Source organism: Microcoleus sp. S13C4 (assembly GCF_036700865.1).
Taxonomy (GTDB): Bacteria; Cyanobacteriota; Cyanobacteriia; order Cyanobacteriales; family Microcoleaceae; genus Microcoleus.
In genome coordinates this window covers 40,128-66,969 of record NZ_JAUBPS010000037.1, presented here as the reverse complement: position 1 = coordinate 66,969, position 26,842 = coordinate 40,128, and the positions used below count along the sequence as shown (strand labels likewise).

Below are 26,842 nucleotides of genomic sequence, written 5' to 3'. Positions count from 1 at the left end.
TAGTTTATCTATTTGTTGGGGATTGAGATGGTTTTTAGCTGGCATTTTTGTAGAGATTGACTAAACTCATTTTTTATGATACCCTATTTAAAGGCACAACAGCTTAGAGATACGGATATCCTGATAGGCGGAGACGGGGCAGACGTATTTGTTTTGAGGCGCTACGTTGAGGCTGACCCTTCCCGTACTAGCGGCGGTGTTAGTTTGGCAAATGCTGACGCGATCGCCGATTTTGCACCCGGTACAGATTTAATCGGTTTGGGCGAAGGTGTCAGTTTTAGCGACTTAAATATTCTGGAAGCTGGAAACGATACTGTTATTCAAGACCGGGTGAGTGGAGAATTTTTCGCTACTCTCAAAGGGGTGAGACAAAGTTCGATCGGTCAGGCAAACTTCACTAATAATATTGGCAGCATTGTTCCCAATCCCCCGCCTCCAGCGCGGACAACGGCTTATGCTTTAACTCCTGCTAATCGGATTGTTGGTTTTAGTCTTTCCAATCCGGGAAGTGTGATCTCAGATTTTCCAGTGACTGGATTACAAGCCGGAGAAAGTTTGCTGGGGATTGATTACCGACCGGCTAACGGCGGACTTTACGGTTTAGGTAGCAGCAATCGCTTGTATACAGTGAATCCGAGAACCGGAGAAGCAAGTCAAGTCGGTAGCGGGCAGTTTGCTGTTCCCCTAACTCCGGGGGCAGCGGGTTTTGATTTCAATCCAACAGTCGATCGAATTCGGTTTGTCAATCAAGCGGGTCAAAACGGTCGCCTCAACCCGGATACGGGGGCAGTAGTCGATTTTGACACGCTGGCGGGGGGAATTCAACTCGACGGGAATTTGGCTTACCGGGCGGGCGATCGCAATTTTGGGTCAACTCCAGCGGCTGCGGCTGCTGCGTACACGAATAACTTTGCGGGCGCAACTTCGACGACGCTGTTTGTAATTGACAGCAATTCAGACGTTTTGGTAAGGCAAGATCCGCCGAATAATGGAGTGTTGAATACGATCGGATCTTTGGGAGTTGATGCCACTAGCATTCTCGGCTTTGATATCAGAAGTATTGGCGGCCGCGAGGTAGCGGTGGCGGCGCTGGAAGTTGGTGGGATTTCGGGCTTGTACAATATCAATTTAAGTAGCGGTCAAGCTTCCTTTGTCGGTCCAATTGCGGACGGGAAACAGATTAACGGTTTGGCTTTGCCTTTGCCTACAGCTTACGCCTTAACTGTCAGAAATGGCGCTGAAACAATTGTCGGTTTTAATGAGGCGGCACCGCGGGCGATTCTCAGCGACGTCGCAGTTACAGGGTTGCAGCCGGGAGAAAGTTTGCTGGGCATTGATTTTCGCCCCGCTAACGGTTTGCTTTACGGTGTAGGTTCCAGCAATCGCTTGTACGCGATCGATCCGGTGACTGGGGCTGCAAGTCAAGTCGGTAGCGGGCAATTTGCTGTTCCCCTAACTCCGGGGGCTGCGGGTTTTGATTTCAATCCGACAGTCGATCGAATTCGGTTTGTAAATCAAGCCGGTCAAAATGCCCGCCTCAACCCGGATACGGGGGCAGTTGTCGATTTTGACACGCTGACGGGGGGAATTCAACTCGACGGGAATTTGGCTTACCGGGCGGGCGATCGCAATTTTGGCAATCCGGGCGCGGCTGCTGGGGCTGCCTATGTGAATAACTTTGCGGGGGCAACTTCGACGACACTATTTGCAATTGACACCAATTTAGACGTTTTGGTGCGGCAAGATCCGCCGAATAATGGAGTGTTGAATACGATCGGATCTTTGGGAATTGATGCAGGTAGCGTTCTCGGCTTTGATATCAGGAGTGTTGGCGGTAACGAGACGGCTTTGGCTGCGATCGATGTGGGCGGAGTTTCCAGCTTGTACAATATCAATTTGACAACCGGTCAAGCTTCGATCGTCGGTCAAATTGGCGACGGCAGGGGATTTAAAGGTTTGGCACTAACTTTGATTTAGATGTTCTTAGTTCCAAATCTGGGATAGTAGTAAGGTGCGAATTTCGCACCTTACAAATAGGGTTAAGGCATAAGTCCTGTTAGTCAAACAAGTTTTGGAAAGCATACCAACCATCGCCGAGATAAAAAATATTTTGATCGCCGTTGTTGCTACCGGGTGCCAAGCTAAAATTTATAGCTTGGAAACCACCGGCTTTGCGAGATAAATCCCGAACGAAACCCTGATGCGCCCACTTACCCTCTATCTCAATTGAGGTGACATTGGTTGTGGTCGGCGAGATTGCCAGATTATCTGGGGCAGATTCAGATTGGTCGTACACTCTGTAGGCACCAATAATCTCAAAAATTCCTATTTTTTGACTCGGATTAAACTCCAATACTTTGTTTTGAGAGGTTGCGACTTTTACTCGCTCGGCTAGTTTTTCTAATGCCGGCTTGTAAAGCGTGAAATTGAACCATAATAAAAGATGTGTTGCCCAAATTAGTGACAAAATCCATGCTAGCAATGGATTTATCCACCAACGAAACTGTTTCAGCCATAGACGTGCATTGATGAGACTGTACACCCAAATTAGCAAGATTGACACCAAAAGCAACCAAGCTAAACTATCCCAACTAAAATTACATAATGAAGATAATAAATTTAAAGGAATGTACAAAATAAAGTTGACAGGAGCTAGGATAATGTTAGTTAGATTTATAGGGTCAAGAATTTGATAGCTTGGCGACAAAAAGCAGCATAAGATAGTAGCGAAAGAGAAAAAGGCTATGCTATTGCAAATCTTCCCGGTCGATACTTTTAATCTTGAAATAATTTTCATTTTTTATTATTCCTGAAGTTGTTGATGTTTTCTCTATTTTAAACTATAATAAATTTAGGAGTTACGCACAAACTCTATCTGTAGGGCTGGCCATAAGCACTTTACCCCCTACAAATAGTGCAAAAATTGCACCTTTGCGTAAGTCCCTACAATTCATCGCCAATCTGAACAGCTAAAACATAAGATGTTATCTCAAGTTTTTTACTTGCTGCGTTCTCGTGCTGACGGCAAATATATCAGCGCTTGTCCCAATCCAGATTCGGCGGTGAGTTACCTGCTGATGTTTCGCGAAGACTATGACGCTTTGAGCTATCTCAACGCCCACGCTGCTGATGTTGCCGATCGATTCGGAGTAGAATCGATTTCCGGTTCTCAGGTAAAAAAGCTACTCGAACGTTGGGGCTTTAACGGTTTGGGCATTGTTCAAGACCCGCTGTTACCGAATATTGAGTTTTTATTGACAAATAATTGACAATTGACAAGATTTGCGCTTCACCCGGTTTCTGGAAGAAATCGGGTTTTTTTGTCAAGTTTTGAGCCGATCGCCCGATCGAGCTTGTACACTTCTGTGCCCCATATCTAGTGCAAATTGTCAAATATATTAACCTTTTACCCTAAATCTGAATCCTGTTGTATATTCGTAGTCTGTTGATATATTCCGACACGTCAGTACACAACCTATGGTTCGAGAATTAGAGCGATCGAGTGCCCGCGAGAAACGCAACCTGTCCGATTTTCCCGAAACAGCACCCGCAGCCAATCCAGTATTTTTTAGGACTTACAGCCGCCGTACCGAGAGAGGGCGGGAGACTTGGGAGGAAGTGTGCGATCGAACAGTCAAGGGGCTGCAAAAGCTGGGAAACCTCACCCCCGAAGAAACACAACTGCTGCACCGGATGCAAAACCAGCTCAAAACCCTCGCTTCAGGCCGCTGGCTGTGGGTAGGTGGCAGCAAATGGATTGAACAACCAGAGAATTTTTCCGGGGCATATAATTGCTCCTCAACAAATATTCTCGACTGGCGTTCCTTTGGTTTGTTGATGGATTTGGCAATGATGGGCTGCGGCACTGGGGCAGTCTTGGAACCACAATATATCAACCAACTGCCGCCGATTCGCAACCGTTTAACCCTAACCATGCAAGGCGAAATTGGCTCTACACCCGCCCCGTTGCGCCGTCAAGAAACAGAAGTAAAAATAGCAGAAAAAACCGCAACTATTTATGTCGGAGATTCTCGCCAAGGTTGGGTAAACTCCTATCAAACTTTGCTGGAATTATCCACAGATGAAAGATTTGCAGGAGAAGTTCAAGTATTCATCGATTTGAGCGATGTTCGCCCGGTGGGAGAACCTTTAAAAGGTTTTGGGGGAGTAGCCAATCCGGTGAAATTGCCCGACCTTTATCAGCGCTGCGCCGCAATTTTGAATAAAGCTTTAGGGCGGCAGTTAAATTCAGTTGAATGCTGCATTTTGATAGATGAAGCGGCGGTCACAATCGTCGCAGGAAATATTAGAAGATCGGCCGGAATGCGTCAGTTTTCTTTTGATGACGAACTGGGGGCAAATGCTAAAAATAATTTGTGGCAACAAGATGATAACGGCAACTGGAGAATAGACCCAGAACGTGATGCCCTTCGGATGGCAAATCATACCCGCGTTTTTCATTCAAAACCTACATTAGAAGAATGTATTGATGCTGTCCGCAAACAGTATTATTCGGGTGAAGGAGCAATTCAATGGGCTGGTGAAGCTGTAGCTAGAGCTAACGTTGACTTAATTCCAACGCCAAGTCTTAAAATTGAGTTTTTGACAGCTTACGCACAAGGAAAAGCTAAACAGTGGTTGCAGGAACGCTATCCCGATATGACTACTGAGGAAATAGAGCATCGGTCAGTTCGTGTGGGCTTAAATCCTTGTGGTGAAATCATCGGCTCTAATTTTCACTGCAATTTGGCGGAGGTTCACCTCAATCAAATTGACCCTTACAACTTCAAAGAACAGGAGGAAGCTTTCAGGGCGGCGGCTCTATCTGTAGCGGTACTTCTCAATCACAAATTTAGCGAACCCCGCTATCAATACAGCCGCGAACTAGACCCGATTGTCGGCGTATCTTTCACGGGATTGTTCGATTTCTTCGTTCATGCTTTTGGCGTTGAGTGGCTGCGCTGGTGGGTGGAAGGCCGCCCGCAAACTCCGCAAGGAATCGCTTTTAAACAGCGGGAAGAAGAGTATTTGAGTGGCTGGCGCGAGATTGTCGATCGCGTAGTATGGGATTATTGCGATCGCCATTCCTTAAAACGCCCAAATCGCTGCACAACCGTTCAACCATCGGGTACTAAATCTCTGCTGACAGGTGCTTCCCCCGGCTGGCATCCGCCGAAAGCCCAGCGTTTCATTCGCCGAATCACTTTCGGCAAAAACGACCCCGTAGCCCTCGCCTGCATCGACTACGGATACAACGTGATTCCGTCTCAATCTGACAAAGATGAAAACGGCAATTTGCTGAACAATCCCTTCGATGAACGCTGCACGGAATGGCTGGTAGAAATACCCGTTGCCGTAAGTTGGGCTGATTTACCAGGTGCTGATGAAATTGACATTAACAAATTCTCAGCGGCGGCACAAATGGACTTTTATATGCAGGTGCAAAAGTTCTATGTGCGACATAACACCAGCGCCACTATTGAGTTGCGGGAAAATGAAGTGGAAAGTTTGGGTACGCGGATTTATGAAGCGATTCGCGATGATGAAGGTTACATTTCCGCAGCGCTTTTAGCTCGGTTTGATGCTCTTGAAACTTTCCCGCGTTTGCCCTTTGAACCGGTGAGCAAGGAAATTTACACCAAGATGGTGGAAGAGACTTTAGCGCGCCGCCAAATAGATGTTTTTCATGCGGCACTAAGTCGCTATGACTTAGGTGAAATGATGGATTCGGGGCCGGCGGGTTGCGATTCTGATAAGTGTTTGATGCCGGAGACTAAGGCTATGTAATAGCCAATAGCCAAATCCCCGACTTCTGAAATTACTTCGATGTTTCACGAACATAACCAGAAGAAGTCGGGGATTTTATTTCTCAACCATTCACATAATAATCCCGCGTTCCCTTTGCATTCATCGCTTCTCCGAGTCTATTTAACCCGTACACATAAGCAGCAGTTCTCATGGAAACTGACAATTCCTGAGATTTTTTCCAAATTGCCTCAGTTTCTTCCACCATTTTATGCTTCAACCGCTGATTGACTTCCTCCAGCGTCCAATAAAGTCCGCTGCGATTTTGCACCCACTCAAAATAACTAACCGTTACGCCTCCGGCATTGACTAAAATATCAGGGATTACCTGAATTCCCCTCGCTTCTAAAATCAAATCAGCAGCAGAATCAATCGGCCCGTTAGCTACTTCAAAAATAAACTTAGCTTTAACATCATTAACGTTGGCTTCAGTTATTTGATTCTCCAAAGCTGCTGGAACCAGCACGTCTACATCTAATGCTAAAAGCTGTTCATTTGTCAAAATTTCGTGTTCGATAATATTGCAAACCGAACCTTCGCAGTAAAGAGCTTTGATACCTTTGTGAGAGTCTTTAAAGCCTCGAATACTGGGGATATCCAGCCCTTGTTTAGCATAAATTCCCCCTTGGGAATCGCTGACAGCAACAATTTTGTAACCTGCTTTCCAGAGCAGTTCAGCTATTTCGGCACCCGCATTACCAAAACCTTGTACCGCTACAGTTGTGTCTTGAGGATTTAGCTCAAATTTGGGTAGAATAGTTTGTACTACAAAAAAAGCACCCATTGCTGTTGCGGTATCTCTGCCCAAACTGCCGCCGATTGTCACTGGTTTACCAGTCACCACCGCTGGAGAAAGCTGCCGTTTAATAATATTGTACTGATCCATCATCCAACCCATAATCATGGGATTGGTGTAGACATCGGGCGCGGGAATATCGACATCGGGACCGATGAAATCTGCGATCGCATCGACATAGCCCCGGCTCAACCGTTCCAATTCCAGTTTGGACAATTCCTTGGGATTGAGAGTAATTCCGCCCTTAGCTCCTCCAAAAGGCAAGTTCAAAACTGCACATTTAAAAGTCATCCAAAATGCTAAGGATTGCACTTCATCAAGGGATACTCCAGGATGATAGCGCACTCCTCCTTTAGACGGGCCTCTGGTATTGTCGTAGCGCACGCGATAACCTTGAAAAATTCGCAGGGAACCGTCGTCCATCCGCACGGGAATCGATACAATTAAACTGGATTTGGGATATTTCAGCCGTTCGATCGTATCCTCGGAAAGTGACACATATTTTAAGGCTCGTTCTAATCGGCGACTGGCATCGGCAAATAATGAATCAGACATAAGAAGTTAGTTGACTGTTGACTGTTGTCAGAAAAAGGCTTCGGGTGCTTAAGCTAATTTAATCACAATCCTGGTTGAATGCTGCCTCCTTTCTTCTGACAACAGTCAACTACCTTGTGTCGATCGACAATCTCGCAGTGCCAAGCAGCGATTAAGCAGATACGCTTACAATAGAGAGTGATATTTAACCTCAAGCCGCAATTTGAGTTCGATCGCTCAAATCACAGCCAGCCATCAGGGGAATTAAATTCTGAAATAGATCGAGGCTTTAGCTGACGTTAGAAACTGAATTATTATTATGGTTGGACTCCTAGCCGCACTCTCAGCGTCTGCGGCAGGGGGTATGAGAATTGCCCTGCCCCTGCTGTTAATTGGTTTGTTGCGGATTGACAAACTTTGGTCGGAAATACCCTTATTGTCGGGGGTTCCCCCCCAAGTGGCTATCACCATCTTGGTGAGTTGGTCGCTGTTAGAGTTATTTGCTTCTAAAACTTTTGTAGGACAGCGGGTACTGCAAATTGTGCAAATTATTTTCAGCCCCATTGTAGGAGCAATTATGGGAATTGCGATCGCTCAAGTAAGTTTGATCGACGAAATTATTGCTCACCCTTGGATGCTGTGGATTATTGGTGTTGTCGGAGGTTTGTTGGCTTTAGTGCTGCAACTGGTACAAGCAGGATGGTTTTATCGGCTGCGGGGTTTGCCGATTTGGGTGATTTTCCTCCAAGATGTTCTGTGCATTTCCTTGGTTTTGTTTGCCTTTGACGCACCGCGACAGGGAGGGTTAGTTGCGATGATGCTGCTGTGGCTGGCAATTCGCAGTTCTAAAGAGTGGTATCGCTGGTACAAAAGTCAGGGAATACCGGGCGATAGGGGAAATCCCCGCCACCGCAAGCGCGATCCTGATTAGTTAGTGATTAGTTATTGGTAATTAGTTATGACTTATTAGTCATATCATTTACGGTTGTTTCGGAATGATTTAACCGCAGAGACCGCAGAGGGCGCTGAGGAAGAGAAGAGAGAGATGAATACTTCCGATACCCACGAATTTTATATCATTAGTCATTTGTAACAACAGTCAACTGTCAACAGTCAACTGTCAACAGTCAACTGTCAATTTAAAGCAATCCGATCGAGTGTAGCGGGCCCTGACCCGTAATTAATTCCAGCAATAATGCCACAAAACCAATCATCGCCACACGACCGTTCCAGACTTCCGCCCCCGTGGTCAAACCCCACTCCCACTGCTCTTGAGGGTACATTTTCACTGTCTTGGAAGGACGTATAACATCCGAGAATTTAACGCTGGGAGATTCGATCGACTCGATGACTAAATCGGCCAAGGCTTCAATAAACACTGGATGAGTATTCAGGGCGGGCACTCGGTAGAAATTTTTAATCCCCGATTCTTCGGCTAATTCTCGATACTCCATGTCAATTTCTTGCAGAGTCTCGATGTGTTCGGAAACAAAACTAATCGGAACTACCAACAAATCTTGGACTCCATTTTCTGCCAGTTCGGTAATGGCGTCTTCGGTGTAAGGCTTGAGCCATTCCACCGGGCCAACCCGACTTTGATAAGCTAGAGTGTGTTCGTTCGATCGGTTCAAATGTTCCATAATCAAACGAGTGCAATCTTCAATCTCGCGCTGATAGGGGTCTCCAGCCTCTTCTACGTAGCTGAGGGGGACGCCGTGGGCGCTAAAAAAGATGTGAACTCGATCGGGATTCGGATTGTGGTCTAGTTCTTGGGCTATCAGTTCCGACATTGCCTGAATGTAGCCGGGCCGCTTATACCAAGAAGGAATCGCGGTATATTCGATATCTTTGAGGGCTGGATCTTTGCCCCACATTTCTTCTAGCTGCCGGAAGCTAGAACCGCTGGTGCTGATGGAAAATTGAGGATACAGCGGCAAGATTGTCAAATGTTCGATGCGATCGCGCTTAATTTTGGCGATCGCCTCTTCGGTAAAAGGATGCCAGTAGCGCATCCCCACGTATACTCGAGCATCCTGTCCCTTTTCTTGCAAGAGTTCTTGCAGGGCTAGGGCTTGTTCCTCGGTAATTCGCCGCAAAGGAGAGCCGCCCCCGATTTGGCGGTAGTTTTCCTGGGATTTTTGAAAGCGCAGGGTCGAAATCAACCAGGCGAGCGGTTTTTGCATCCACGGAAACGGGATGCGAATGATTTCCGGGTCAGCAAACAAGTTGAACAGGAAAGGACGGACATCCTCGATTTGATCTGGCCCGCCCAAGTTTAATAGCAATACTCCCACACGACCCATAGCGGTTACAGCTCTCCCATCGTCTCAGTTCTGTTACTTATCTTTATCATATGACTTAATAATATCTTATGTCGATAACAAGGTATACATAATTTTGACTGTGGCAACAATTTTTAGAGATTTAAGTTATCGGTATCAGTGGCTCTACGATGCGATCGCGCGTCTTGCTGCTTTGAGCGTAGGCGGCGATGCTCGTTTGGGCCAACTAGCAGTGTAAAATTTGACCGTGAGCGCGGAAACTAAAGTTTTAGACCGTTGCTGCGGTAGCGGTAAAACTAGGCAATTTCTGGTGCAATATTCCCAGGATGTCACAGGACTTGACGCTTCGCCATTATCTCTGCAACGGGCAAAGAAAAATGTGCCATCAGCGAATTATGTAGAAGCTTTTGCTGAGTTGATGCCTTTTCCCGATTGTCAGTTTGACAGGAGTACACAGCAGCGTTGCGATGCACCAAATGCGATCGGGGCAATTGCGACAAATCTTTGAGGAAGTATACCGTGTCCTCAATTCCGGTGGTCTATTCATTTTGGTAGATTTTCACTCGCCCACAAATCCGGTATTTAGGCCAGGGTTGGCTGTATTTTTGTGGTTGTTTGAGACTGAAACTGAATTGGGGAGTTTGTTGGCAGAGGTGGGATTGCGATCGTACAATTCCGAAGAAGCTCAACAACCAAAACTTTATGCTGGCGGCAGCATTCAAGTAATCCAAGTTCAAAAGTCCTTAGTCAGCAGTCATTAGTAATGGACGCGCCAATTATTGACTAAATACTGCTGACTTCTTACTTTTAAACGGAGAAATATTTACTCATCGCTAATGCTTCATAACTAATGACTAATGAGTAATGACTAAAAAAACTTTTTCGCTTCTGCCAAAGCCGCCTCAAACTTCAGCAATACATCCTTTTCTGTGTGAATAGCTTTCTCTTGTTCCAGCAGCGGGCGGCCAAAGCGAAAAATGCCGTCCTGTTCTACGTGGTCTACATAAGGCAGCGTTTCTGGATGCGGCAAAAATTTTCGGCCTATCGTGTACGGCGTGTGGAAAGAAAAACTAAAATCGGGAAACTTATCGCTCTTGATTTCCAGGTAGTAAAGCGAGTAATAATCTTTGATGTCGGAGTACACGCATTCGCGGCACTTATTTACCAATTTGCGGTTCTGATAGAAAAAATCCCACTTATCCCAATAGTAGCCATCTTTCATCATTTCCTGGTGGTCGTCGCACAGTTCGAGATATAATTTGTCAGCATCCGCCGGACGGTAGAAGTAAAGCATGGCATAGGGCATCTCAATCAGTAACTTGACTGCTTGATTTTTTCGCTGGTACCATTCTTGTTGGTGAGTTTCGTAGACTTCCTTATATTTAATTGCTTTAAAGCTGTTGAGCTGATTTTCTTTGGCCCAGCGCGACGCCCAAACTGTCCAGTAAGCTAGCTGGAAGGTTGCTGAAATTTCCGCCGAACCTTGTTCTTTCCAGTCGGCAATGATTTTTTCCCACTCGGAACTAAAAGCTACTCGGGATTGTTCGTTTTCGGCGGGGTTTTCTGTATTGATTGGGGAGGCTGTTGGGCGATTATTTTTAATCAGCCCTTTGGGTTCTTTGCGCCAATTATTAATATCGGTTGGCGTTAGACTTAAGATGAATCTTCTGTCGTGAACGGGATATTCTAAATGGATTCCTGATTTGCGGAAAGAGCGGTATTCTAGAACAGGGAGTTTGTCTTGTTCAATCCACTGCTGGCGTTCTGCTGGCGAACACTTGAGTATTGTTTCTAATTCTACCGGATCGACGGCTAATTCACTTTTGAATGTCTCCCAAAATCTTTCTTGTTCGGCTGGATTTGCTTCCAGCAGGGATACAATTCGGTTGACGAGATGATCAGTTTGGTCTTGGCAATTTTCGGGAAGTCCTAAGAAGTCGAGGAGTTTGGTCTTGAGTATTCGTCTGGCAGAGATTAGCTCGGCTAACATGAGAAGCTCCAGTAGAGTCATGACTTGCGCCCTTGAACTGGCAAGATTTGCACAAGTCTTATATATCTTAATAGATTCTCCTGGGTTGTCGGCAATTGAAATGTCCGCGCGAGCGAAGCTATCCCGATCGCGCCTGCGGGCCCGTTGCGCTAGGGAATCGCCCAACCTCCGCCCCCTCCCTAAGCCAAAATACTCAAAACAAGGGCAAAAGACAGATCGACCTTTTGCCCTGATTGGCTCAAACTCATATGTTGCACCATTCTCAATTACTTGTTTGGGAACAGGCAAGATGCCTGTTCCACAAAATATAAATTTTCTTGTGGAACAGGCATCTTGCCTGTTGCTGACAATGGTGCGAGATATCAGCTAAAATCGATAATTGCGATCGCGCACCCACAAACTCACAGGCACAGCATGGCCTGTTTTGTCAACCTTTACTTCTACCAAAAAAGATTGTCGCTGCTTCCTTTGAGCTTCGCTAATCTCCTGATTGACTTTTTCCCTTTCATCTTCTGGCATATAATAAGTTTCTAAGCCGTATTCCATCTGCCAACCGTTATATTTGCCCTTAATTGCGATTTGATTGGCGGGCAAATTGCCGGGATTTTCTCGACTGACGCGGACGGGTTTCCAAGCTTGGGGGCGGCCGGGATTAGTCGCGGTTTTGGGCGCTTCTAAGATTACATAAAAACTGGTTTGTGGCTTGACATTGTGCGTATTTTGGGGACAATTAACGCCGGGCGGACAAGGTGTTTTTTCGGCAGATAAATCTTTCCAGCCGGGGAGTTTTTGGAGATTTGTGCTAGCGGAAATATCATAGCTCAAAACTTGGTAATATCCGCGCAAAAAGTCGTAAGGGTCTACTGGTACTGTTTGCAGGACAACTGTTTTGCCAGTCATAAAAGTGTAAACTGCGGGAGCGGGTACGGCGGCAATTAGTCCGATTTGCAAGAGTAAAGGAACCCACAGCCGCCACGCGGGAAGGCGTTTTGCTTCCGGGGGAAGGGTGAATGATGGGGGATTAGCGCTGGTATCTGCTATTTCGGAACTTTTATCTGTGAAATCTGGATTTTCGGTGTTCATATTGGGAATTGGAAATTGGTTCGCAGAATAATATCGTTGACCTTTGAATCGGCATAATCATTTTCCGAGTGCAGTGCAAGCGGGACGATCGCACTCTAGTAGAATGCTCCTATTCATCGGGGATTTTTGCGAAGTGGCGCTCGAACCACAAACCAGCAGCAATTACGCCTATTCCGCACAAAACAAATACAAAAGATTTGAGCAACAATTCTGTGTTATATTCAAAGACTCGGCTGATAATTTGCAGGGTGATTAATACCATGCCTCCCCAAAAAGTCCGGCGGTTTCCTAAAGCTAAGCCTTCTCGGATTAAGCCGACAGCGAGCAAAAATAATAAAACATTGAACAGAAAAGTCGCTAATTGAGGAATGGGGGTAAAACTGAGGTGAAAAAGCGGTATAAAGGCGCTGGCGAGGATTAAAATGCCGATCGCACTTGTAGTCAAATCCACTGCTTTTTGTCTTGGTCGCCGCAGTTCCAAACGTCCCAAGCGCAGCCACTCAAACACCGTGAAACCGCCCAAAACAGCCACATTTGCCAGCAAAACCCAATCCGGCTTAGTTGGCGCAGGATTCGGCGAATCTTGCCACAACCAGTGGAAAGAAAGAAAATAAAATAAACTGGCGAGAAACAGCAGTGCTAAACAGCGGGCGGTAGGTTGAAACAGCTTGCTGCGTACCTTCGGCCAGATTGCATCGTCGTATCCCCACAGCAAAGCGGGCGGTAGGGCGCAAAAAATTGCTGTACCCCAGGTTAGATTTAAGCCTTGGACGATAGAAACTTGTAGGGAAAAAATTATCGCGATCGCACCTATGGCAAAAATAGCACGCGATCGACACCAATAAGCCAGCGGCACAAACATTATACTGGCTGCGATCGGCATTTGCCGCACCAAAACTTCCAGCCAAGAAAACTCGACTTTGGAAGACCAATCTAACACGGCAAGCCAATAGCCCAAACCGATTAAAAGTGCGGACAAAACGCCCAAGGAAGTCAACCGCAAACTGTAAGCCATTCCGAGCACGCCGATTCCCCAAGCAAGGAAAAGTCCGTAGGAAGAACCGCCAATATGGAACATTTGCGCCATCAATGCCATATTTGCTCCTAAAATCAGAGATCCTAACAGCAACAATCCTTCACCTAGGAGTTTGTTTCGCCCTTTTGTTGCGGGCATATTGGGAGGGGAGTTTTGGCTGCGGGATGGGGGAATTCGCCACAGATAGAAACCTGCTGCATTGACTGCTACGAAAAGACTTAGCAGCAGTGCAACTCTCACTTCGCGCGACCAAACTTGCCAGTTTGCGGCTACAAAGGTGATGACTCCTATACCGAGGAGAATGCCGCCGAGACTGATGAGAATGCTGAGGAAACGGTTGCGGGAGGCGGTTTCGAGTGTGTTGAATTGGTAGCGTTCGGAAAGTTGTTGGTAGAATGAAGTGTCGATGAGTCCTTCTGCTTGCCAGAGTTTGGCTTGTTCTCGCAACTCGCGTCGAAATTTATCTGAAATCATTGTTTATATTCCAGAGGATTTGAACTGTGATAGTTTTTAATATGTCACTTGTGGGTTGATTGTCGATGGAGGCTGGGACACCTGCTGAACTTGCACAGCAGATTTGATTGATATCCTTCGGCTGTTGAAACCGTTTCTACATAAATAAATTCCCAGCAGAAAGGAACGAATAAATCAAGGAATGTAATATTATGGTACAAGCTCAATCTAAAAAATTAACTTTTGACGAGTACCTTAATTACTCAAATGATACGGGTCAACGCTATGAGTTAATGGATGGGGAGTTAAGAGCTTTACCACCAGAATCTGAACCTAATAATTTCATTGCTAACTATCTATTTTTCTATCTTGCTAGCAGCGGGCTAGTGCCACTCAGGCTGATTAAAACGCATAATTGCGAGGTTCAAGTTGCCGTTTTGCGATCGGGAGATGCCGCCAACCGCTACCCCGATTTGATAATTCTGGAACCTGAACACATTCCGCTGACAGCAAACAGGCTAACTATCACTTTCGATATGTTGCCTCCTCGGTTTGTTGTGGAGGTAGTGAGTCCGGGTAGAGTGGGCAGGGATCGGGATTACGATCCTCTTCGAGGGCTTCGCCAACGCAAACGAGCTCAGTACGCAGCGCGGGGCATCGCAGAGTATTGGGTTATCGATCCAATAGAAGAAGTGGTGACGGTTTTGCGGCTTGAGGACGGGCAATATTTTGAGGTTGGGGTGTTTCGGGATGGAGAGGCGATCGTATCTCCGATGTTTCTACAGCTAAGTTTGACGGTTCAACAGATTTTGAGTGGAGAGGTTGAAGGGCGGATCGATAGCTAATTGGTTAGCATTCATCTAACCACCTACCGATTAGTGAAAATCTCCACCCTCAACCTGATTAAGGTCATGTTTCAATCCCTGATAGGGATTTAGGTTGATTGCAACTTGAATCCGTTCAAGGCTCTATGAGAGAATTTGGGGTATTTCCCCGCCTAGAGCCTGTAAGTATTGAAACCACATCAGGAAACCTTCATATCCTGATTTAGAACGTCAAACATCTATAAAGTAAGCTAAGATAGCAACCTCTACCTTAGTTCTCTCTATCCGAATCGAATAAAGAGTCATCAATACCCGCCTTGCTAAAAATCAAATTCACAAAATCGTAAATATTGATAGCTTGAGTCCCAAATCGCATGAAATTGTCATCCACAGGATAATAACCATTGTATTCATCTCCTGCGTGATTAGATACTGCCCCTCGAACAATAAGTTCTAATTGTTCTCGAAGTTGAAGTATGGGCATCACGTCTCTACACTCAGCTCTTTCCAGAAACTCTAATAAAGCTTGTTGACAACGATAGATGGCAGCACCAACTAAAAATGAATTACCTCCAAAATCGATTACCCAATTATTCCGATAGGTATCATATATGCGCTCAGCGTGTTTCCGCGCACGAACTAGAGAACCACTAGGATGATCCCAATACGCCGATTCCCTAATAAACTCTTTAGCAAGCTCTAACTCTACCTCACCCTGTACTAAAAGCTGTTGTAATCGAGTCCTAGAAACATTAATTACTGTTCTCCTCTGTTCTTCCTGCCGTCTCTGTGCTTCTAATTGTCTCTGTTCTTCCTGCCGTTTCTGTACTTCTAGTTGTCTCTGTTCTTCCTGCCGTTTCTGTACTTCTAGTTGTCTCTGTTCTTCTAGTTGTCTCTGTTTTTCAGCTTCTTCTGCTAATAATTTATTCTCAATACGTTCGTCTTCATTACTCCAAAGATCATCTTCTAATGTACTTATTTCTTTGTTTAATTCTCGATTTATCAAACTAAATTTTTTTCTTAAAGCAGTTATTTTAGCTTCAAGCTCATTCATCATTTCAGTAGTAATAGGTTTGCATTCTATCAACCACCTGCCAAGCATTTCCTCAATCTTTTTCACTTCTTCTTTATCAAAAGTTATTACACTAGCTTCTTTGTTTTTCACACCATTTCTCGTTAAATTCTGGCTTCCTATAGTGGCAAACCTACCAGGGGCTATAATTATTTTCGCATGAAGTCTTGGTAAATGATAAAGTTTACATCCGCATTGATGTAAAGTTTTTAATGTTTTTAATGACGAAGCACCAGAAACAAAATTACGAACTGAAAAGATTGTGTATACTTCACATTCAGTGTAGTTTGACCCTTTCAAAATGGCTTCTGCTGTTTTTGATGTCAGGTAAGGGGAAAGAATTATCACCTTATCATCTACTTTCTTAATTTCTGTGTGCCAGCGACGGCTAATATTTCTTAAATAGTAATAAGGTGGTTTTCTCATACTTTAATTTTCTGACCTAAGACTGAAAAATATTACAAGTCCACAGTTTGAAAACAAAATCAATAAGATAATAAAAAATACTTCGGTTAAATCTGAAGTGTTCTTTATATTAAAACACGATAAATTTTTCTTTTTTTTATTTAAGGAGAAGTATTCAATACTGTTACCCAAGCAATAGCGATTATATCATAAGGAAATTTACACTGTTTTAAACAATCCCAAAGTTGTTTAAAAAAAGAATCTGCGGTTGTCACCGAACTTAAATACTTGGGAGCTTCAGTATTTAGGAAATCTGAATCGCTTAAAGCTTCCTGATTGATATTAGTTGAATATTTTTCCTTAAACATTTTACTAATACATTTCCGAATTAAAGAGTAATAAGCTGAGTTTTCAAAAACATCTTTTGGGGCAAGGAATGTCATAACCTCTTTAAAATCATTATAAAGATGTGTAATATTATCATCTTTATAAACTGACATGATAACCGTTTTATTTAATCCACAATTAAAAGTATTGTCACAATTTTTTTTCGCTTCTTTTATACTGTTTTCACTACCTTCAATTATTAATTTCTTAATATCTGCTCTAGTGACCATGATTTTACCCCTGTAAAAATAAGATTTACAATTAAACACTATCATTTCTCAAATCGGTTGGCAATAACATAAATGGTTTACACTGAGACACTCGACACAACCACGCTAGACCTGCAAGCGCTCCGATGCGTCGGTAGATATTAAAACTACCATTTCAATACCGACCTATCAACAGGCAAAATTTTCAACACACCTCAAAACCTTTCACAGCAAGCAATACAGCATTTGCGTCCGGCAGATTTTTCATAAAAAGCCTTAAACCCATACTACGCAACTGATACAGCCGAAAAAAATTGCCCCATCAAAAAAACACCTACCCCTAGGCGCAAATTTTATCCTTCAACCCGATTCAAATTCCAGTCGTAAGGCAAAAAAACGATCGCCCATCCATCACCCACAGCCGCCTCGGGCCCCAAATAACCGCCCACATACTCAGCCACCGAACCCGCCGCTTTTACAAAATCCTCGCCGTACCATTTAAAAATCTTGCTCAAATAAAGCGTCTTTTTCTCGGCCTCATATCGCACCTTATCAGGATTGTGAATAAAACGGCTCGCATCCGCTTCTAGTTGAGTCCGTACCGACTCCGGGAAATAAGCCCCCCGGCGCAGCAGCGGGCACCCGACAGAAGCGCAAACTAATGCAAAATGGATGCGCGGTTCGGCAAATTCCGGCCGCAAAATGCCGTGTTCGATTTGATTGAGACTGTACTTTTTGCCGCCAATAATCGAATTTGAACGAGTGAAAAAATCCAAAAAACTCAGCCAGTTGGGAATTCCCAAAATTTTGGGACGGATGGACGCGATCGGATATACTTCCAGAACTTGAGAAATTGCGATCGCATTATACGCATTCAGCCACAACGCCAGCCGCGCATCCGCATCAGTACCATCCGCCAAATCCACATCCGCCAAACTTTCCAGCCACGCCCTCAAAACATCCGCCCCCTCAGCTTTCCAGCCCCGATAATTGACGCGGCCGAAATCGTCAACGTAGCGTTGCAGCAACTCGTCCCAAATCGTAAAGTCGATCGTACCGATCATTTATTACTACCCCTAATATAAGGCGGGCATTGCTTTAGCTTCTGCATCTATTTAATACTACCGTCAACCCAAAAAATACCTCCAACGGTAGGATTTTTTAGATTAGACCCGTCAAACGGGCTCTGGATTAAATTAGCTTGAGTAAAATTAGCGCCTTGTAAATTAGCTTGCCACAAAGAAGCACCGCTCAAATTTGCCCTCGATAAATTAGCTGCCCTAAAATTTGCTTCTCTCAAATCAGTCCCTTGCAAATTGGCATTTGCTAAACTCGCGTACCGCAGGCGAATGCCGATAAAATCGCCGCCCGGACACTGGTTAGTTTACCGCAACTAATTGATTTGCTGCGGGTTAGGTGCAATCACTGGTGTAGCCAACCCCAAAATCATTCCCCATGAAACTGCTCCCAAAGTTACAGATTTCCTGCTCTTTACATTCTACAATCTTAAAAGATTCTTAATTTCAATTTCAACGGGGATCGGTTTCTTCCGGCACAACACCAATCCCACTTTGAGCTGCATTTTTTTAAATTCCCCTTACCTCCATAACACACTATGACGGATCAAACCAACTTTTTCGATAAACTGTTAGCGGCTGTTGAAAGCAATCAAAGTTTGCTTTATTTAGCCCTCGACCCCGACCCGGAAACCTTGCCCGCCCTGGTTTCCATGACTGGGGAAGAGACTCAAACTTTTGTAACTGATTTGTTGTCAAAGCTAAAAAGTGCGATCGACCAAACAGCCGATTTAATCTGTGCCTGCAAAATCACCCTCGGTTTTTACCAATCTCTCGGTATTCCCGGTTGGGCATTGCTGCAAGAAATTTTAACAATTATTCCCCCTCACCTGCCAGTAATTTTAGATGCCAAACACTGCGATTTAAATACCAGCACAGTGTTTGCCAAAATTGTATTTCAAGACTGGCGAGTTGACGCTATTACTTTAAGTCCCTATCCCGGATTCGACCAAGTAGCGCCTTTTTTGTTATACGCTGGAAAAACTGTTTTTGTCCTCTGTGGCACCGCCAACCCCTCAGCGGCGGATTTGCAAGAATACCCGACGCCAGACAACCCTTTGTACTTGCAATTAGTCCGACTCTCTCAAACTTGGGGAACTCCCGAAAAACTCGGTTTAGAAGTAGGAGTAATGCCGGATATGTTAGCCCGCATCCGCAAAGAGGCTCCTGAACGCTTAATTTTAGTCGAAGGAGACATCCCCGTAGAAAATGACCTCACAGAAGAAAACGACCTCGCACAACTGCTGGCGGCTGGTTTAAGCAAGAATGGTGAAGATTTATTGCTGCCAGTCCCCCCAAGTTTATTAGCCGAGAAAGAGCCGCGCCGAGAAATTGAGAAATTGCGGGATAGTATTAATAAACAGAGGCTGCGGGCGATCGAAGGTAGTCCCACTTGCGAACTGTGGCTGCCGGATGTTTGCTTTTTGCAACCGGAACCTCACCGCGATTTAATCTTGCAACTTTATGACATCGGCTGCGTAGTTTTTGGCGACCACGTACAAGCATCGGGCGCCGTATTTCCATATTACATCGACTTGCGGAAAATAATTTCTATTCCGCAGATTTTCCACCAAATTGTCAGCGCTTATGCAGACATTCTCAAGGATTTAAAATTCGATCGCATTGCCGGAATTCCCTACGGTTCTTTACCCACAGCAACCGGTTTAGCCTTGCGGATGGAACGCCCGATGATTTTCCCGCGCAAGGAGGTGAAAACTTACGGGGCGGGCAAATTGATTGAGGGGCATTTTCAGGCAGGAGAAACGATTGTCGTAGTCGATGATATTTTGATTAGTGGCAAAAGCGTGATGGAAGGCGCGGCTAAGTTAAAATCGGCTGGGTTGAATGTGGAAGATATCGTGGTATTAATCGACCACGAACAGGGAGTCAAAGATAAGATGCAGGCCAACGGTTATCGCGCACATTCTGTGCTAGCGCTTTCGGAAATTGCTCAAACTTTGTATCAAGCAAATCGCATAGATACCGAGCAATTTCAGCTTTTGACAGCCGAACATTAAACCCCAATTCCTGTAGGGGCGGGTTTTACCAACCATAATTGCCAAAAATTAATAATCTTATAAACCCGCCCTCACCCAACGGTAAGCCTCAATGTACATTTTTTACCTGCGCTCAAAGTCAAGGTTGATATAGGTTATTAGTTGTGTGGGGGCGGGTTTATGAGGTTGTGTGTGTGCGTGGAATATTATTCGTAAAACCCGCCCCTACCAGACCATCGATCAACCTTGCAAAACTTCAATTAAAGCATTGCCCATCGCTCGACAGCCAACGAGTTTCATGCCTTCCGACATGATATCGCCAGTGCGATAACCTCGATCCAAAACTTCGACAACTGCTTGCTCGATTTTATTAGCAGCTTCCGGTTGATTTAAGGCGTAGCGCAGCATCATTGCCGCACTCAAAACTTGCGCGATGGGATTTGCTTTATCTTGTCCAGCGATGTCCGGTGCGGAACCGTGCACGGGTTCAAAAACTCCCGGCCCGCTTGCTCCCAAACTAGCAGAAGGCAGCATCCCAATACTACCAGTTAGCATCGCCGCCGCATCGGAAAGGATGTCGCCGAATAAATTGCCCGTGACAATTGTATCGAACTGTTTCGGCCAGCGAATTAACTGCATGGCTGCGTTGTCAACGTAGAGGTGAGAAAGTTCGACATCAGGGTATTCTGAAGAAAGGGCAATAATACGATCGCGCCACAGTTGCGAAACATCCAAAACATTCGCTTTATCAACGGAACACAGCCTTTTCCCCCGCTTAGAGGCCGTCTCAAAAGCCACTCGCCCGATTCTATCAATTTCTGACTCGGTGTAAGCCATCGTATTAACGCCGCGTTTTTCGCCGGTTTCCGTCTCAAAAATGCCTTTCGGTTTGCCGAAATAAATGCCGCCTGTGAGTTCGCGGATGACCATAATATCCACGCCTTCGACAACTTCCCGTTTCAAACTAGAAGCATCAACCAATTGCGGTAAAATAGTCGCAGGACGCAAATTGGCAAACAATCCCAATCCGGCGCGCAGCCCTAATAATCCAGTTTCCGGGCGCTGTTCGCGGGGCAAATTATCCCACTTGTAACCGCCAATGGCTGCTAACAATACTGCATCGCAGTTGCGGCATTTTTCCAGTGTTTCTTCGGGCAGCGGATTGCCTGTTGCATCAATAGCAGCGCCGCCCATTAAAGCTTCTTGAAATTCAAAGCCGATGTCCAATTGTTGGCCGACAAGTTTCAGGACATCTACCGCCACAGCGATAATTTCAGGGCCGATGCCGTCTCCTGGTAAAAGAGTGATGCGGTAGTTTTGAGTCATATCGATTTTGGAGGTTTGATTTGAGATTTGAGATTGAGAGTTAATGGGAATTCTTTGGAAATGCAAGACATTCTCACAAGGCTATAATCATATCAGGATAAGCAACCTCAGAATTCATTATGACATTCCCGACTTACCCGCCTGCTCAAGCTGAACCGCCTCTTGACCCCCGGCAGAGTTTGCCAACAATGTATGATTTACCTAGCGAAGACCCAAAGGAGCCCGGTTTGCCCGATACATTTCATTTAGATCAGCCGCAACTCTTGGAATTCACGTTTTTGTCGCCGGGATGGGATGCGGAACAAGTCTTTACAGCCAGTGATCTAAATTTGTATTACGATGCAACACAACCGCGCTGGCATAAACGCCCGGATTGGTTTGCTGCGGTGGGTGTGCCAAGGCTTTATCAAGGGCGCGATATGCGTTTGAGTTATGTAGTTTGGCAAGAACGGGTAAATCCGTTTGTGGTGGTGGAATTGCTATCGCCGGGAACTGAAGATGAAGATTTAGGGCGGACTGTTCAGCAAGCTGGGGAACCGCCGACTAAGTGGCAAGTTTATGAACAAATTTTGCGGATTCCTTACTATTTTGTGTTCAGTCGCTACACGGATGAATTGCGAGCTTTTCATCTTGTAGGAGGCCACTATGAACCGGCAGAATTAATTGATGGGCGGTTATTTATTCCTGAGTTGCAGTTGAGTTTAGGTTGGTGGCAAGGCACTTATAAGAGTATGAATCGTTTGTGGTTGCGGTGGTTTACGGCCCAAGGAGGGTTGATTTTGAGTCCGGGTGAAAGAGCGACGGCGGCGGAACGGCAACTGATAGAGTCTCAACAGCAAGTTCTAGAATCTCAACAGCAACTGACAGTATCTCAACAGCAACTGACAGAATCTCAACAGCGAGAGGAAAGACTAGCGGCGCGGTTGCGGGAGTTAGGCATCGATCCTGAACAGTTGGTTTAATAGTTCTCGCACCCATGCCTGGTGAAACCCGGTTTCAACTCCTCGAATCCGCGCAACACGAGTGAAATAAGATAAAAACAGTTCGATCGCACGCACGTACAAAAAAATCGGCAAGGAGTCGCGCAGTGGCAGAGGGCGAAGGCATACCAACATCAGCACAGATTGATTCTCGGGACTATTCTTGGGCCTTTTGGCCAGTTGTCCCCCTCTATCCCTACAGCAAGCGGCGCACCATCCGCAAGGAAATAGTCAAGGACACAATCTGGACTTTTGACCAACTACAAGGCATTTTCTACGTAGTCGTCCCGATTCGGATGACAGTAATTAAACTAGAACCCGAAGGCCTTCTCGTCTACGCCCCCGTTGCACCCACTCCTGAGTGCATCCGCTTGGTAAAGGAGTTAGTAGCCGAGCACGGCGAGGTTAAGTACATCCTGCTGACAACGGTTTCGGGCATCGAGCACAAAGTTTTTGTCGGCCCCTTTGCGAGGAGTTTTCCCGAAGCGCAGGTGTTGGTAGCCCCGCAGCAGTGGAGTTTCCCGGTGAATTTGCCGCTGAGTTGGCTGGGTTTGCCTGCGAAACGCACGTCTGTACTGCCCTTTGACAGCAGCAACACGCCGTTAGCCGATCAATTTGACTGGGCAATTCTCGGCCCCCTCGACCTCGGTTTGGGCAGATTTGCTGAAGTTGCGTTATTTCACAGACGATCGCGCACGCTGATGCTAACAGATTCCATAGTTTCGATTCCCGAAAATCCGCCCGCGATCGTCCAACTCGACTCGTACCCGCTGCTGTTTCACGCCAAAGACAGCGCCTTGGACACGGTGGCAGACACCCACGAAAATCGGCGCAAAGGGTGGCAGAGAATCGCCTTATTTGCCATGTATTTTACGCCTAGCGTGCTGGAAGTGCCGCCGTGGTCGGAGGTGTTCGCCAACGCAGGCAAAGCGCCAGAACGCTCTAGGAAAGCTTATTTCGGGTTGTATCCGTTCAAGTGGAAAACACATTGGGAGCGATCTTTTGAGGCTTTGCGGGGAGGAGGGCGGTTGTTTGTGGCGCCGATTTTGCAGACATTGATTCTCAACCGCGCGCCGAGGGAAACTCTCGATTGGGTGGATAAAGTGGCGAGTTGGGACTTTGAAAAAATTGTACCTTGTCACTTCGATGGTGCGATCGACTCCCGGCCGCGTGAATTTCGCCAAGCATTCTCGTTTCTGGAAAAACACTCGCCTGTTAATTCCTTACCCGAAGACGATTTTAAATTACTCAGGCAGATTGATGCAGGTTTGAATAAAACTGGTTTGGTTCCCCCTGCGAAAGACAAGGTTTAATCTTACATCTTGCACCTTTGTTAAGAACAGGCAAGATGCCTGTTCCACAAAACTCAATGTTATTGTGGAACGGGCCGAAGATCCCGTTTCTAAACAGTTAATTGAGAAGAGTGCAACATCTCAGTTTAATCAGATATCTGTAGGGATACGGCAATGCCCATTTGTGTCAACAGAAGGAAGAAGTCATTAGTCTGTAGGGCTGGGTTTTACAACCAAAATAGAACTGCCAACCCAAATACATATAAAGCCGCCCCCGCCAACTGAATTACTAAACAGTCATTAGTCTGAAGAAAAAACAGCGAGAGTCGATTTGAGATGCTAGACTTTGAATTTTTAACTGCCAAGGTTATCAAAAAGTTAAAAATTTAGTAGAGGATCTCAGATATAATAAACTTCAACCATTTTTGACCTTTTCTTATCTCTGAATTCTCTTTCTCTGCGCCCTCTGCGCCCTCTGTGGTTCATTAAAAAAAATTCTCAAAAATAAATGATTGAGACTTGCGATATAACATTCTTAACACCCTTCCTTCAATCTAAAATCTAAAATCTAAAATCTAAAATCCCATGACCCGCCACCTTCTCAAAGCTAACTGCAAAACTGTACACTTGGGCGGTTTTTCTCCGAATATCGAACCTGCTTTAAGGGTGGATTCGGGCGATCGTATCGATATCGAAACCTATTCAGGATATTATGTTGCTGACAAGGCCCCGCCCGAATTTCTCACCCCCGAATTTTTAGATATTTGTCAGAATTTGCCTCCCCACCGCAAAGTTGGCCCCGGGCCCCACTTGCTGACAGGCCCGATTTATGTTAACAATGCCGAACCGGGAGACGTTTTAGAAATTTACATTGAGGATGTTTACCCGAGTTTATCAGTAGGATTTAATGCAATTCGCGCCGGAGGGGGAGCATTACCTGAGTATTTCCCCGAACCTAAATTGCGGTTTATTCCGCTAGATTTACAGCAAAAAACTGCTGAATTCCCCCCAGGTAGCCGCCTTGGAATTCCCCTGCATCCTTTTTTTGGAATTATGGGCGTCGCCAATGCCGAAATCAACCGTTCTTCTATTCCTCCAGAGCGGTACGGGGGCAATATGGACAATCAGGAACTCCAAGCAGGAACGCGGTTATTTTTACCTGTTTTTCTGCGTGGCGGTTTACTGTCCCTCGGCGACGGACATTCGGCACAAGGAGACGGTGAAGTTGACGGTACTGCTATAGAAACTTCGATGAACGGGACTATTCAAATCATCTTACGCAAGGATTTTTTTCTGATATTTCCGTTTGCTGAAACGCCCACTCATATTGTGATTATGGGATTTGGTAGAACATTAGATGAAGCGTTTGAGATGGCTGTAAAACAGACGGTTTATTGGCTGCAAAAATTTGCAGGTTTTAAAGAGGAAGATGCTTATGTTTTCTGTTCGCTTGCGGTAAATTTTCGGATTACGCAGGCTGTCAACAATCCCCAAAAAGGAGTTCACGGAATGATGCCCAAGTGTATTTTGCCCGAGGTGAAGATTATTGGCCACCGAGTGTGAGGTAAGATGATAACACGCGATCGACAAAAAAATTAGGATCGCGATCGCACAAACTACACAAATTTGTCACTGCTGCGGTCGATCGGGATCGCGATCCTGTTGACAATTAACCTTAAAATGGGATAAGTTACCAATTCTACCTAAATCGAACTCAACATGAAAAACCAGACTGACGATGTTGCCAAAAAAGATTTAGTCGATCGAGCTTTTGGGAGTGGAGAAATACCAGATCCGACAGCGTGGGTACACGAACATTATTTTCTGGCTAATTTCGCCTCTACTCTGGCCCATATCCAAGAACATATGTCTGAAGACAGTTGCGAAATCGGCGAAAATGGTGACTCGGGCGAGGGGATATTATCGATCGATGCCACAATTAGAGATATGTTGAGAGCTACTTTTAGCGACGACGGCTGGCAGTATGTCGAAAGTTTATTGTGAGTTTGGTACAATCCCTAAGTATTTGTACCTTCATAACTTGAGTTCGTAAATGATACCAGTTTCACAAAAGAATGCAACTGTAGCTGGGTGATCTAAACCCTTAGATCATTCGTTATCCCCAATTTTTTAATCTCAAATATCAAATCTCAAATAAGATCACTTTTTTCTCCCAAGACAGACTCGCAAATCAGAGTGGCTGCGTGCATTTCCACCCCAATTTGAAGTAAATTTGACTATTGTGATGTAGGATACTTTAGATGGGGGGGGAAATTACTGTCGCTAGGAATTTCGATCGATCGCAAAAACTCCGCACTTTCTTCGGGCAAAGCAGTATTGATAAACATCCCGCTGCCCAACTCAAACCCAGCTTGCTTGGTGACTCGGGGAATAATTGCGATATACCAGTGAAAGTATTTTGTGGCCCGTTGGGCGATCGGCACCGATCGAATATTATAGTTGTAATCTGGATTGTTCAATCCGTAATAAAACTTAGCCAGTACAGTTTTCAAAGTATCAGCAAGATCCGTAATTTCTGCATCAGTAATCTCATCAAACGAAGAGGAATGGCGGCGCGGAAAAATCCAAGTGTGAAACGGTGAAAGTGCAGCGTAAGGGATAAAAGCCACAAAATGTTCACTCTCATAAATCACTCTTTCTTTCGCAGCTAATTCATCTTCCAAAGTCCGGCAAAATAGACAATCTCCCGTGTCGTCAAAATATCTAATCGCTTCGTCGATGCGGCTGCGAAATTGACTGGGTACAACGGGCGTCGCTGCTATCTGCGAGTGGGGGTGTTCGAGAGAAGTCCCGGCGCTTTCCCCGTGATTTTTGAAGATAATAATTGTTTCAATATGGGGATGTTTTCTAATTTCTACATAGCGCTGGCGGTATACTAAAAGTATGTTTGCAACTTCTTCAACGCTCAACAAAGCGGTCGTCAAATCGTGTCGCGGGTGCTCGACAATTACCTCGTGAATGCCGATTCCCGCCATCGTGCGGTGAATTCCAGATGATATCCTCATCCATTTGGCTGTCGGAGAGAGGGCGGGATATTTGTTGTGAATTGCCCTGACTTTCCAGCCCGTGCGATCGCCCAAACGGCAAGTTTCTAAGGTTCCGTCTTCCTCATTTCCCACACAAAACGGGCAATCGGCACGGTGCGGTGGCACTACGGCTGCCAACTTTTTTTTGTTAGCGAATTGATCCGGTCTTGTCGCCCGTTCGGTGGCGATGATTACCCAATCTCTGGTAATTAGATTTTGTCTAAGTTCAGACATTTTCTTACCTTCAG

General features: G+C 45.4%; 23 protein-coding genes and 1 pseudogene. 12 read left to right on the top strand and 12 right to left on the bottom strand.

What is annotated here, in order from left to right; genetic code table 11:
- Positions 1 to 75: 75 nt before the first annotated feature.
- Positions 76 to 1,977: a DUF4394 domain-containing protein gene (locus QT996_RS16890; RefSeq protein WP_333047855.1), complete on the top strand. Its 1,902-nt coding sequence runs from the start codon at positions 76 to 78 to the stop codon at positions 1,975 to 1,977.
- Positions 1,978 to 2,056: 79 nt separating this feature from the next.
- On the opposite strand, the gene QT996_RS16885 is transcribed toward QT996_RS16890, so the two are convergent.
- On the bottom strand, positions 2,057 to 2,542 hold the full coding sequence (locus QT996_RS16885) for a hypothetical protein (protein ID WP_333047854.1): 486 nt from the start codon (positions 2,540 to 2,542) through the stop codon (positions 2,057 to 2,059).
- A gap of 439 nt (positions 2,543 to 2,981) precedes the next feature.
- Between QT996_RS16885 and QT996_RS16880 the strand changes: the two genes are divergently transcribed.
- Positions 2,982 to 3,269, top strand: coding sequence for a hypothetical protein (locus QT996_RS16880; RefSeq protein ID WP_333047853.1), 288 nt, complete (start codon positions 2,982 to 2,984; stop codon positions 3,267 to 3,269).
- Between the two features lie 208 nt (positions 3,270 to 3,477).
- On the top strand, positions 3,478 to 5,787 hold the full coding sequence (gene nrdJ, locus QT996_RS16875) for a ribonucleoside-triphosphate reductase, adenosylcobalamin-dependent (RefSeq protein WP_333047852.1): 2,310 nt from the start codon (positions 3,478 to 3,480) through the stop codon (positions 5,785 to 5,787).
- 82 nt (positions 5,788 to 5,869) lie between these two features.
- Here nrdJ and QT996_RS16870 read toward each other — a convergent pair whose 3' ends face one another.
- Positions 5,870 to 7,156: a Glu/Leu/Phe/Val dehydrogenase gene (locus QT996_RS16870; protein ID WP_333047851.1), complete on the bottom strand. Its 1,287-nt coding sequence runs from the start codon at positions 7,154 to 7,156 to the stop codon at positions 5,870 to 5,872.
- Between the two features lie 298 nt (positions 7,157 to 7,454).
- Between QT996_RS16870 and QT996_RS16865 the strand changes: the two genes are divergently transcribed.
- Complete coding sequence (locus tag QT996_RS16865; RefSeq protein WP_333047850.1) at positions 7,455 to 8,066, top strand: DUF4126 domain-containing protein; 612 nt, start codon at positions 7,455 to 7,457, stop codon at positions 8,064 to 8,066.
- A gap of 208 nt (positions 8,067 to 8,274) precedes the next feature.
- Here the strand turns inward: QT996_RS16865 and hemH are convergent, their stop codons facing one another.
- Positions 8,275 to 9,438 (bottom strand): ferrochelatase, encoded by a 1,164-nt coding sequence (hemH, locus tag QT996_RS16860; protein ID WP_333047849.1) that lies wholly within the window; start codon positions 9,436 to 9,438, stop codon positions 8,275 to 8,277.
- A 100-nt stretch (positions 9,439 to 9,538) separates the two neighbouring features.
- On the opposite strand from hemH, the pseudogene QT996_RS16855 reads away from it, so the two are divergent.
- Positions 9,539 to 10,178: pseudogene (locus tag QT996_RS16855) on the top strand (class I SAM-dependent methyltransferase).
- A gap of 107 nt (positions 10,179 to 10,285) precedes the next feature.
- On the opposite strand, the gene QT996_RS16850 reads toward QT996_RS16855, so the two are convergent.
- Positions 10,286 to 11,407, bottom strand: a complete 1,122-nt coding sequence (locus QT996_RS16850) for a hypothetical protein (protein WP_333047848.1) — start codon at positions 11,405 to 11,407, stop codon at positions 10,286 to 10,288.
- A 19-nt stretch (positions 11,408 to 11,426) separates the two neighbouring features.
- Between QT996_RS16850 and QT996_RS16845 the strand changes: the two genes are divergently transcribed.
- The gene (locus QT996_RS16845) at positions 11,427 to 11,777 is read left to right on the top strand and encodes a hypothetical protein (RefSeq protein ID WP_333047847.1); all 351 of its coding nucleotides are present in this window, start codon (positions 11,427 to 11,429) and stop codon (positions 11,775 to 11,777) included.
- Here QT996_RS16845 and QT996_RS16840 read toward each other — a convergent pair.
- Together QT996_RS16840 and QT996_RS16835 are read right to left on the bottom strand one after the other, a co-directional pair.
- Positions 11,774 to 12,490 (bottom strand): GDYXXLXY domain-containing protein, encoded by a 717-nt coding sequence (locus QT996_RS16840; RefSeq protein ID WP_333047846.1) that lies wholly within the window; start codon positions 12,488 to 12,490, stop codon positions 11,774 to 11,776. The two genes, QT996_RS16845 and QT996_RS16840, sit on opposite strands and share 4 nt — an antisense overlap.
- A 109-nt stretch (positions 12,491 to 12,599) precedes the next feature.
- Positions 12,600 to 14,000 carry a DUF2157 domain-containing protein gene (locus QT996_RS16835; protein ID WP_333047845.1) on the bottom strand — a complete coding sequence of 467 codons (1,401 nt, stop codon included), beginning with the start codon at positions 13,998 to 14,000 and terminating at the stop codon, positions 12,600 to 12,602.
- Positions 14,001 to 14,191: 191 nt separating this feature from the next.
- Here QT996_RS16835 and QT996_RS16830 point away from each other — a divergent pair, with 191 nt between their 5' ends.
- The gene (locus QT996_RS16830; RefSeq protein ID WP_333047844.1) at positions 14,192 to 14,824 is read left to right on the top strand and encodes a Uma2 family endonuclease; all 633 of its coding nucleotides are present in this window, start codon (positions 14,192 to 14,194) and stop codon (positions 14,822 to 14,824) included.
- Between the two features lie 250 nt (positions 14,825 to 15,074).
- Here the strand turns inward: QT996_RS16830 and QT996_RS16825 are convergent, their stop codons facing one another.
- The 4 genes from QT996_RS16825 to QT996_RS16810 form a co-directional block, all read right to left on the bottom strand.
- Positions 15,075 to 16,301 carry a phospholipase D-like domain-containing protein gene (locus QT996_RS16825; RefSeq protein WP_333047843.1) on the bottom strand — a complete coding sequence of 409 codons (1,227 nt, stop codon included), beginning with the start codon at positions 16,299 to 16,301 and terminating at the stop codon, positions 15,075 to 15,077.
- A gap of 140 nt (positions 16,302 to 16,441) precedes the next feature.
- Complete coding sequence (locus QT996_RS16820; RefSeq protein ID WP_333047842.1) at positions 16,442 to 16,897, bottom strand: hypothetical protein; 456 nt, start codon at positions 16,895 to 16,897, stop codon at positions 16,442 to 16,444.
- 332 nt (positions 16,898 to 17,229) lie between these two features.
- The gene (locus QT996_RS16815; protein WP_333047841.1) at positions 17,230 to 17,940 is read right to left on the bottom strand and encodes a DUF547 domain-containing protein; all 711 of its coding nucleotides are present in this window, start codon (positions 17,938 to 17,940) and stop codon (positions 17,230 to 17,232) included.
- Between the two features lie 47 nt (positions 17,941 to 17,987).
- Positions 17,988 to 18,227, bottom strand: coding sequence for a pentapeptide repeat-containing protein (locus tag QT996_RS16810; protein ID WP_333047858.1), 240 nt, complete (start codon positions 18,225 to 18,227; stop codon positions 17,988 to 17,990).
- 264 nt (positions 18,228 to 18,491) lie between these two features.
- Here QT996_RS16810 and QT996_RS16805 point away from each other — a divergent pair, with 264 nt between their 5' ends.
- The gene (locus QT996_RS16805; RefSeq protein WP_333047840.1) at positions 18,492 to 19,970 is read left to right on the top strand and encodes a bifunctional orotidine-5'-phosphate decarboxylase/orotate phosphoribosyltransferase; all 1,479 of its coding nucleotides are present in this window, start codon (positions 18,492 to 18,494) and stop codon (positions 19,968 to 19,970) included.
- Between the two features lie 219 nt (positions 19,971 to 20,189).
- Here QT996_RS16805 and leuB read toward each other — a convergent pair whose 3' ends face one another.
- Complete coding sequence (gene leuB, locus QT996_RS16800) at positions 20,190 to 21,275, bottom strand: 3-isopropylmalate dehydrogenase (RefSeq protein ID WP_333047839.1); 1,086 nt, start codon at positions 21,273 to 21,275, stop codon at positions 20,190 to 20,192.
- A gap of 119 nt (positions 21,276 to 21,394) precedes the next feature.
- On the opposite strand from leuB, the gene QT996_RS16795 reads away from it, so the two are divergent.
- The 4 genes from QT996_RS16795 (at position 21,395) to QT996_RS16780 (ending at position 25,551) form a co-directional block, all read left to right on the top strand.
- Entirely contained in the window at positions 21,395 to 22,237 is an 843-nt protein-coding gene (locus QT996_RS16795; RefSeq protein ID WP_333047838.1) for a Uma2 family endonuclease, read from the top strand.
- A gap of 125 nt (positions 22,238 to 22,362) precedes the next feature.
- Positions 22,363 to 23,568: a DUF4336 domain-containing protein gene (locus QT996_RS16790; RefSeq protein ID WP_333047837.1), complete on the top strand. Its 1,206-nt coding sequence runs from the start codon at positions 22,363 to 22,365 to the stop codon at positions 23,566 to 23,568.
- Positions 23,569 to 24,132: 564 nt separating this feature from the next.
- Positions 24,133 to 25,110 carry an acetamidase/formamidase family protein gene (locus tag QT996_RS16785; RefSeq protein ID WP_333047836.1) on the top strand — a complete coding sequence of 326 codons (978 nt, stop codon included), beginning with the start codon at positions 24,133 to 24,135 and terminating at the stop codon, positions 25,108 to 25,110.
- Positions 25,111 to 25,266: 156 nt separating this feature from the next.
- A complete protein-coding gene (locus tag QT996_RS16780) occupies positions 25,267 to 25,551 on the top strand; it encodes a hypothetical protein (protein ID WP_333047835.1) in 285 nt (94 codons plus the stop codon).
- 233 nt (positions 25,552 to 25,784) lie between these two features.
- On the opposite strand, the gene galT is transcribed toward QT996_RS16780, so the two are convergent.
- Positions 25,785 to 26,828, bottom strand: a complete 1,044-nt coding sequence (gene galT, locus QT996_RS16775) for a galactose-1-phosphate uridylyltransferase (RefSeq protein ID WP_333047834.1) — start codon at positions 26,826 to 26,828, stop codon at positions 25,785 to 25,787.
- Positions 26,829 to 26,842 lie beyond the last annotated feature (14 nt).